Source organism: Psychrobacter sp. Arc9 (assembly GCF_041431295.1).
In the GTDB taxonomy this organism is placed as follows: Bacteria; Pseudomonadota; Gammaproteobacteria; order Pseudomonadales; family Moraxellaceae; genus Psychrobacter.
On sequence record NZ_JASMRK010000035.1, the window covers coordinates 20,262 to 27,561 of the forward strand.

Here is a 7,300-nt window from a genome sequence, read left to right on the forward strand (position 1 = left end):
TACACAGAAAACCTTAAACCAAACTATTTAGTTCGACCAATACCCATATAGTCACCTACTAAGCTATTGATTTGTGAACGTGTCAGGGCATTTTGCGCATCAAATACTGGCATGGCTTGCTGATTGATTTGGGCGATATCTAATTGATCTCGCGGTGACCAACTAACGATGAAAATAGCATGGGTATCGCAAAGCTGTTGATAGGGACTAGTAATAAGCTCAAGCAATGGCTGTTGCTGATAGAGCTCGGCAAGTTCATGCTGTGCCTTATCGCTATAAACCAGTGTGCGAATATTATAAGACCACAGTAATGCTAACAACGGATGGATAGCTGAACCAGCGGTACGTCCTGAACCTGATTTATAACTACCGCCCCAAATCATCACGGTTTTATTATCGATAAAACCATCAAAATATTGCCAAAATTTACGGAATATCAGCTCTTTTTGATCTTCATTGATATGCACGATAGATTGTAATAGAGGCATATCCAAACTGTGTGTACGGCTTGATTGTTGTAATTTAGCCAGCTCAGTAGGCAAAGTATTACCACCGAATCCCCACCCTGCTTTTAGATAACTACTGCCTACCCGCTCATCCAATCCCATAATGCGACTGACTTGACTGATATCGACATTTTGACTATCAGCCAAACGTGACATCTCATTCATAAAGCTTACTCTGGTTGCTAGCATCGCCATGATGCTGCTACGGGCAAACTCTATCGTTGCGATATCAGCATAATGGGTAGCGCGTGCATGCTGCATTAAAGGCTTTAACACATTTAAGTGCTGGCTGCTACTCGCTGTTTTTTCACCCAGTAACCATAACGAAGGATTCAACATCGAGCTATACGCATCGCCATCTTGTAAGAATACAAATGGCACGTAATAGACCCAAGCACGCTGTAAGCGGTGAGCCAATCCTTCTACATGACCCAATTGCTCAATGCCGCTCATAATCACAGGGATTGCCTGCTGATAGCTGTGATTAAACGCGGTTATCCAACTGTCTTTTGTCCACACAGGTTTAATATTGTCTAAAAATAACCAATAAAGCGTCACCGTATTTTGAGCATCAGTTTCGTTATGACTAGCTGCTTCATAGCCTTTTATTAGCATATCGGCACTAGCCGGTAATTCCTTACTGGTAATGACCTGCTGCTGCTCATACATTTGCCATAGGGCTTGCAGATGATGCTCAAAACCATACTGTTGTATCTGCTGCGTCAGTAGCATCTTGTCTGCGTAAAGATGCACACGCTGACCGAGACTTGCCAGCACCACTGCACTAGTAATCGCCTCTATACTGTGACCAATAAGCACACAAACTGTAGAATCAGTTAATTGGTTTGGTTTAGATTCATTATTGTATTTATTCATATGGCTACCATCTAAAGGCGTCTGCATGAGCGTACTTTCCTATATTATTGACACACCATTATCGCTAGGACAGCTGCTTAATACGCTGTAGTAATTGGTCAGTAGACGTATCGAATAGACCTTGAGAGTCCGTCTGGATATGCTGCATGGCATGGTGTACCGAGTCTGCCATTTGCTTGCCCATCTCGACGCCCCATTGATCAAACGGATTGATATCCCAGATACTGGCCATGACATAGACCTTATGCTCGTAGAGCGCTATCAATGCGCCTAAGCTATGCGGCGTCAGCTCATCAATCAGTAATGTGGTTGACGGTTGGTTACCACGGTAGTACTTATATTTGTCTGCTTCGGAAACTGCCTGTGGATCGACCAGATCTGTCACAGCAGCATTGCCAAATGCCAATACTCGACTTTGCGCTAGACAGTTGGCTAAAGACAATTCATGCTGTTGCTGCAATGAGGAGTTTTGTGCTTCATCACCGTAGCGACGTACGCAAGCGATAAAGTCACAGGAAACCTGCTGCGTACCTTGATGTAGCAGCTGATAGAATGCATGCTGCGCATTTGAGCCGATTTCACCCCATAGAATTGGGCAAGTATCATAATCAATATGATCTCCGTTCCGAGTAACTGACTTACCATTACTCTCCATCTCTAGCTGGGTAAGATAGCTGGGTAGATAGCCTAGCCTGCCATCATAAGGCAATACGGTATGCGCATTTACTTGTAAAAAAGTACTGTTCCAAACTGCCAACAGGCCTAGTAGCACTGGTAAGTTATCAGCAAAGTCAGCCTGTGCAAAATGCTCATCCATACTATGAGCACCACTTAATAAAGCCTTAAAGCCATTCATACCAATACGAATAGCAATGGCAAGGCCAATCGCCGACCATAAAGAAAAGCGACCGCCGACCCACTCCCAAAGCTGCAACTGATGCTCAGGATGAATTCCCCAAGCACTCATTTTTTCACTATTGGCTGAGATGCCGATAAAGTGTCGACGCAATACACTATCTTCTGTACCTGCACGGAGTTTTGCCGTCGCAAATAGCCAAGATAATGCTGTCTTGGCATTCGATAAAGTATCAACTGTCCCGAAGGATTTGGAAGAGATAATAAATAGTGTGGTTTCAGGGTTTAAATGCTTAAGCAAATTATCAAGCTGAGTACCGTCCATATTAGAGACAAAATGCACCTCAATACTGGTATCCGCCCATTCATCAAGCGCTGTAGTTGCCATGAGTGGACCAAGATCAGAACCTCCAACCCCAATATTGACAACATCCGTGATCGCCTTGCCCGAAAACCCGCGCCATGTACCATTGCGCACGCGCTCAGATAGGCGTGCTACTTGTGACAAACTATGCTGTACATCAGCGACGATATTTTGCCCATCGACTTGTAATGTCGCTTTCTCTGGCAGACGGAGCGCCGTATGCAACGCAGCACGCTGCTCGCTAGTATTTACCATCGCCCCTTGTAGTAACGAATCAATACGAGCATCTAGCTCACAGCTATCAGCCAAACTCAGTAAGTTAGACAATACTGTCTGATCGATACGCTGTTTACTAAAGTCCATATACAGCGCTCCAGTCTGCACACTGAAATGCTTGGCACGCTTATCATCTTGCGCAAATAACTGTGCAAGCGACCACGGATGCTTTGCAAGCGTTTGTAGTTGCTGCCAGTATTTAGAATGTCGAGCACTGCTATATGCCTTATCGCCCTTTATCTCATTCATCAGCTACTCATCATCTGCTAATTGCTGTTCAGCAAAGTAGATAAATGCCTGCATATATGAACGCATATCGCCTGCGTCGTAGCTATTGCCGCGCATAGTTGTGACATGGACACCATATTCACTAATGAGCGCATCAATCGCATCTGTCAGCTGAATCTCACCACCGACAGATGCTTTAGTATTGGCTAAGTAATCAAAGATATGGTTACTAAATACATAGCGCCCTACCACAGCCAGATTTGAAGGAGCATCATCTAAATTGGGCTTTTCTACAAAACCAGCCACTTTAAAGCTGGCGTTAGTATTTACTTCTTCATTAATATCATTAGTATTGCTAAGCTTTTCATCTAGTTGAGCAATACCGTATTTATGTACGTCTTCATCCGCTACTTGATCAACCAATATCTGTGAGTGACCATCTGTAGCAAAGGCATCTAACATAAAGGCCAAATTATCAGCAGACATATCAATGGTAAATGGATCAAGCACGACATCAGGCAATAATACGGCAAAGTCATGCTCACCAATGATTGGTCGCGCTGCCAGTACTGCGTGTCCCAAACCTAACGCCTTACCTTGACGTATCATCGACACAGTCACATCTTCTGGCAACCAATTTAAGCTATCAGCCAACTCATCTTTGCCTTTATGACGTAATTGATTATCCAACTCCGCATTTATATCAAAATAGTTTTCTATCGCGCTTTTTTGTGCATGACCGACCAAGACAATATGCTTGATACCAGCAGCGATAGCCTCTTCGACCACGTAGTGAATAGCAGGGCGATTGCCAAGCGGCAACAACTCTTTTGGCACAGATTTCGACAATGGCAGCATACGGGTGCCAAAGCCTGCGACAGGAATAACGGCGTGAGTGATGTTGTTAGGTCCAATCATATAAATACAGCACCTTGTTAAGAAAAGTTTTATCTTTCAAAAGAATATCATTATTTTAAAAGTAATAATAACTCCAATAAGCCCTAACTAAAATATCGCTTGAACTTCCTACTTCTTAGCCTTCAAGATCAGAACAAGCCACTTTCTCAGCCAATAACTTTTTAATAACGTCTTCTACTTCAACTGTTTCATTTTTATGAAAATCAAAATATTTAGGATACAGGATATAGGCAGCAGCAAGAATCTCTTCAACTGTTCGCTTTACTTTCCGCCGCAAGTTTGGCTGACGATCATCGGTGACACCCCAACCAGAATAAAAAGGACAACCGAAAGTTGTAACTGATATGTTCCTTAGTAGCGCCTCAAACCCTGCTTGAGAGGTTATCGTATACACATGATCAATTGTTTCTAATGACTGTGCAAGTGGAATATCATCTACTAATACCTCACAAATATCGGCGACCTCCTTTGGGTCTGAAAGCATTTTACGCTTTTGAAGTAAGACATCTGGATGAGGTTTGTAGATAACTTGAGAGGAAGGATTTTCACTTACTGCTAAACGTACTAAGTCATTGTTTGTAATTGGGCTTGCGCAACCATATTTTATAGATGCGTCATCCTCAACTTGTCCAAGAACTAAAACCCGTTTTTTAGTTTTTTCTCCATAGATACTATTTATGTCAACATCAGAACTATGGTTGTACTTGCTTATGCCAGTATTTAATAGTGTGCTTTTTAGTCGTTTAGCACGGGCTAACAACTCTACATCTGAGGCAAAGTCATAATTATTGAGGATATCTTCCAACTCTGATACTTGTTGTGCATTAAAGTAGATTGTTTTGGAATCAAAATTTAATGACATAGGTGGAGTATGCTCAGAACCCAAACCTATTGAACGTATAAAACCATCTTCGACATACGTAATTTTTGCACTACTGTCTTTAATGATTTCAGGTAAAGTCATACCCCAAACCAAAACCTCGATATTATTATCGATAATATGAGGCAGATACTTTCTTTTCAGTAAAGGCTCATTCAAGTTTAGAGGAATATATACAATTGTTTTATTTGGATAAAATTTCTCTAAGTAAGGTCTTTTCCACTCCTTAATATTGAATGCAAAAACAGTATCTTTCGGATCTACTCTAAGATGTTTACGATTGTTGATAAAATCAATAAGGAACTGCTTGGGATTTAATACTAACTTTCGGGTCAAGCGATATAGTACCATTGAGAACCTATTAAGTAATTGCTATAGCTAAAAATCGAAAACCCGTAAACTTTATATAATAATGTAGTTGAAAATTTAATCTATAGCCGAACTTCAATTCATCCTAAAACATCAGGCCAGCAAAAGCTGGCCTGACAATACAATTTTATTCAAACTTATATTAAATATAGTTCTGCATAAAACGCACACCTGATCGTTGGGCGTATTTCCGGACCAGTTCAGCAGATTGATTTAATGTTTTATTTTCACTTCTTGCAACACGAGAAATCTTCCGCTCTGTTTCAGGCCAAGGTCTACCAAATAGTGAGTTGGTATATTGCACCTGTGCCATTAAACGATGCTTGCTAATAGGGTTGGCTCCCTTGTGCAATGCACTTGTATCTACAAGGAAAACTGTGCCCGCTGGACCAGTGATGTTAACTTCATTTTCCATAAGACCTGATTTTATTACCGCTTGATCTGTATGCCGGCCGTCTGCCCACATTTCTGAAGGCCTATTACGGTGTGTACCCGGAATCAATGTATGTGGACCAGACTCCATATCTACATCCGTTAAATATATGAAAAGTTTCACAAACTGCAAGCGATGCATATCATGATGGTAGAGCTGTGCCGTATCTGAAAGTTCTCTTTGTGACTTGACTTTACGGGCCGAATTTAAGAAAGCGACAGGAGTGTTGAAAATTGGTGGCACACCCATATACTCTTGAACCATTGCTAACAATATAGGGTCACTTGAAATTTCATACATTTCTTCAAACGTAGTTAGCGGACCATGCTTCCCTTTAATCTGCAAAGGAGCATCGTCCGTTCCAAAAATAGCCTTTCCAACATCACTTCCATGGTCAGCTTCCATGCTATTCAAAACTTTATTTTTCAGGCTTTCAACTATTTCAGTTGGTACTTGAAGCTTTGTTTTGTAAAAGCCATGGTGCTTAAGATGATAAAGACCAGTTTTAACAGTGTTAGCAGCGTCCACGTCTTCGCCAAAAATAGTCTGCGAAAAGTCATATTCTGTCTTACCGATATGATCAGCAATCACATTACTGAATACACGATTACTACTACCTTCAGTTTCACTAAAAGCTTCTCGGAAACGCATATAAGTTAGCTCATCATTGATACCTGTCTTAGCATAGCGCTCATAGCCTTCAAGCACCTTACGCACTGTCCAAGAAGGGCTAAGATAATTGTCAAGATTCATTGATAGATCTTGGGCAGCGCTGGCCTCAAGTCGAACACTATAATCTCGAGCTTCAATTAGGAGCTTGTCAATTGGTTGATACATCAATAATCCTTATAGTCATTTTAATCACTTTTTAATCATAGATATTACAACGAATCAAATATATTCTAACAAAAAAAATATAGTTAACATTTAGCTGTTAAGTTATCGAAAAATCAATTATATCTGCTCTATTTAAGTCAATATTGCTTTTGAAATTATGTGAATATAGTGTACTCGATAACATTTTAAATTATATTGAGTACTTAAATCTTTTAACTATTATAGTTATAACCTTCTAAATGCGCAAAGATATTTTTTTGCATTGGTAATTTAAATTTATTCATTAATTCTTTTTCAACTACTTTTGTTATTTCCCTGTACACATTTTTTGCGCCTAAATATTTCATAACATTATGTACATCACTATGACAATAAGTAATATGTAGATTTGGATCTTTTTTATTGAGACTATATGTAGACATCATGTCGAGAGGCTCATTTTCACATAGAGTCATATAAATCTTAGGATAAAATCCTTTGTCTTTATATTGAATATAACCAATATCAATATCTTTTGGTTTAAATAATTTTGTACTAATCTGTAGGTCTCTATAAAACTCGTGAGATCGGCTAAAAAATGCTTGGGTTCTTGTCATAAATGCAAATACAATATCAGCTTTTAGTGATTGCCCTATCATAATACTAGAAAAAGCACCAGCAGAGCTTCCAATACACACTAAATATTAGACCTCTTGCAAAAGTAGCAGAGGGAATTAAAATAAGAAGAACATTCATCGTTGTCTAGGAACCATGCCAAA

6 protein-coding genes are annotated in these 7,300 nt (G+C 40.1%); all 6 read right to left on the reverse strand.

The window, feature by feature from the left end; translation table 11 throughout:
- Positions 1 to 23 precede the first annotated feature (23 nt).
- The 6 genes from QO187_RS12950 to QO187_RS12975 all read right to left on the reverse strand — a co-directional run bounded on the left by QO187_RS12950 (position 24) and on the right by QO187_RS12975 (position 7,219).
- Positions 24 to 1,382 (reverse strand): UDP-glucose/GDP-mannose dehydrogenase family protein, encoded by a 1,359-nt coding sequence (locus tag QO187_RS12950; protein ID WP_371548571.1) that lies wholly within the window; start codon positions 1,380 to 1,382, stop codon positions 24 to 26.
- Between the two features lie 64 nt (positions 1,383 to 1,446).
- Positions 1,447 to 3,126, reverse strand: coding sequence for a glucose-6-phosphate isomerase (pgi, locus tag QO187_RS12955; RefSeq protein WP_371548561.1), 1,680 nt, complete (start codon positions 3,124 to 3,126; stop codon positions 1,447 to 1,449).
- Between the two features lie 3 nt (positions 3,127 to 3,129).
- A complete protein-coding gene (locus QO187_RS12960) occupies positions 3,130 to 4,023 on the reverse strand; it encodes a UTP--glucose-1-phosphate uridylyltransferase (protein ID WP_371548563.1) in 894 nt (297 codons plus the stop codon).
- A gap of 115 nt (positions 4,024 to 4,138) precedes the next feature.
- Positions 4,139 to 5,239, reverse strand: a complete 1,101-nt coding sequence (locus QO187_RS12965) for a hypothetical protein (protein WP_371548565.1) — start codon at positions 5,237 to 5,239, stop codon at positions 4,139 to 4,141.
- A 175-nt stretch (positions 5,240 to 5,414) separates the two neighbouring features.
- Positions 5,415 to 6,542, reverse strand: a complete 1,128-nt coding sequence (locus QO187_RS12970; protein WP_371548567.1) for a phytanoyl-CoA dioxygenase family protein — start codon at positions 6,540 to 6,542, stop codon at positions 5,415 to 5,417.
- A gap of 212 nt (positions 6,543 to 6,754) precedes the next feature.
- Positions 6,755 to 7,219, reverse strand: a complete 465-nt coding sequence (locus QO187_RS12975) for a hypothetical protein (protein WP_371548569.1) — start codon at positions 7,217 to 7,219, stop codon at positions 6,755 to 6,757.
- Positions 7,220 to 7,300: the final 81 nt, after the last annotated feature.

Bases quoted from the DNA above. Each gene is read 5' to 3' on its own strand.
- QO187_RS12950 (WP_371548571.1), bottom strand. From the start codon at position 1,382: ATGAATAAATACAATAATGAATCTAAACCAAACCAATTAACTGATTCT.
- pgi (WP_371548561.1), bottom strand. From the start codon at position 3,126: ATGAATGAGATAAAGGGCGATAAGGCATATAGCAGTGCTCGACATTCT.
- QO187_RS12960 (WP_371548563.1), bottom strand. From the start codon at position 4,023: ATGATTGGACCTAACAACATCACTCACGCCGTTATTCCTGTCGCAGGC.
- QO187_RS12970 (WP_371548567.1), bottom strand. From the start codon at position 6,542: ATGTATCAACCAATTGACAAGCTCCTAATTGAAGCTCGAGATTATAGT.